Raw genomic sequence first — 1,325 nt, 5'->3', positions numbered from 1 at the left:
GGCCTGTTCCTCATGCACGGTGAAGGCATGGGCGACATGGATCGCGGCGTCGCGATTGGCGCGCGTGTCGCTCGTCACCATACGGCCGAACAGCGCGGCCTCAAGCGAAGCTGCCAGCAAGTTCTGGTCGCGAAGCTGGTTGAGGTTGTTCTTCTGTTCTTTGACCCAAACTTCCGCAGCGGCCTTCACGCCTGCGGGACTGGCGCTTTCGGACAGGAGGCGCCCGGCTTCCTCTCGCATCCAGTTGATCTCGGGGCGCCCGAAGAGCAGCGCCTGACGCTGCTGCTTGTCGCCTGCGTTCTTACCATAAAACTTGGTGATGAAGGCATTTTCGACCGCATCGACCATGTCCTTGTCGAAACGCGCGCAACGGGCCCGTCACCTCGCGCTCGATCGCGATCTTGGAACGAAGCCCCTCGACCCCGCTCTGCTTGGCCAGCGTGTGCAGTGAGTGCCGGTCGTCGGCGACGCGCCAGTGGCGCTTCAGGCATTGCGAGGAAATGCGCGTGCGGGTCGCGTTGCCGAAGGGCAGGCGCTTGGCAAGGCCCGCATCGTCGCGGTTGAGCAGCGCGCCGGGCCAGGCGGCCAGGAAATGGATCTGGATGAACTTCGGCGTCGCGGGCTTGGTCGTATCAGTCGTCACTCGAAGTCCCCTCTTCGGACCGCGCTTCGGCGGCATAATAGTCTTTTGCGATACGGATGCGGGCGTCCTCCGCCTTGTCGGGGTCATGGCCGATCAGCGCGAACAGCGTGCGCAGATTGACCGGGACCTGGCCCTTCTGGGCGAGCATCCGCACGGCGCGGATTATCTGCGCCTCCAGCCCCTTGCCGCGTGCCGAGGTCAGGCGCATCAGCCGGTTTTCCGACAAGCCGATCTCCTGAAAGGCGGCGCCCAGCGGTCGTCCCGTGGCATGCGGATAGAGGCCTGCCGTGCCCGACAGCAACGCCGCGCAATGCACCAGCAGCCGCCACGGCGCGAAGTCCCTGGGGTCGGACGGCGCGGTCAGGCCCGCCCGGTGCATCAGGCGGATGACGACGCCGTCGGCCTGATGGCTTTCGGTCAGATACATGCGGCGCAGCAGCGCGCGGTCGCCCGTGGACAGGAATGCAATCTGCCCGGCGATGGAATCGATCGCGCCCTTGTTGCGCTCCGGGGTGGCACCCGGCGCAGCCGGAACGGCAGCTTCACTCGCCATGCTGCACATCCTTCATCCACTTCCCCATCTGACCGTCGAGAAAAGAGCGCGCACGGGCAATGGCGCGGATGCGCCGGACCTCGGTGCGCGGGGCGGCTTCGGCTGCGGTGTCGAACACCTCGCTCGCGA

The 1,325-nt window shown here is 66.1% G+C and carries 3 protein-coding genes; all 3 read right to left on the bottom strand.

Annotation, left to right across the window (positions count from 1 at the left end; genetic code table 11):
• On the bottom strand, positions 1–348 hold a 348-nt coding region (locus U1700_RS14620; RefSeq protein WP_332753420.1), incomplete at its 3' end, for a type I-E CRISPR-associated protein Cas7/Cse4/CasC.
• Positions 302–643: a type I-E CRISPR-associated protein Cas7/Cse4/CasC gene (locus U1700_RS14615; RefSeq protein ID WP_332753419.1), complete on the bottom strand. Its 342-nt coding sequence runs from the start codon at positions 641–643 to the stop codon at positions 302–304. The genes U1700_RS14615 and U1700_RS14620, both read right to left, overlap by 47 nt.
• A complete protein-coding gene (gene casB, locus U1700_RS14610) occupies positions 633–1,196 on the bottom strand; it encodes a type I-E CRISPR-associated protein Cse2/CasB (RefSeq protein ID WP_332753418.1) in 564 nt (187 codons plus the stop codon). Before casB ends, U1700_RS14615 begins: the two co-directional genes overlap by 11 nt.
• Positions 1,197–1,325: the final 129 nt, after the last annotated feature.

The organism is Sphingomonas sp. RB1R13 (assembly GCF_036663775.1).
Lineage (GTDB): Bacteria > Pseudomonadota > Alphaproteobacteria > Sphingomonadales > Sphingomonadaceae > Sphingomicrobium.
The sequence above is the reverse complement of the archived record's forward strand: the minus strand, read 5'-3'. Positions and strand labels throughout refer to the sequence as shown.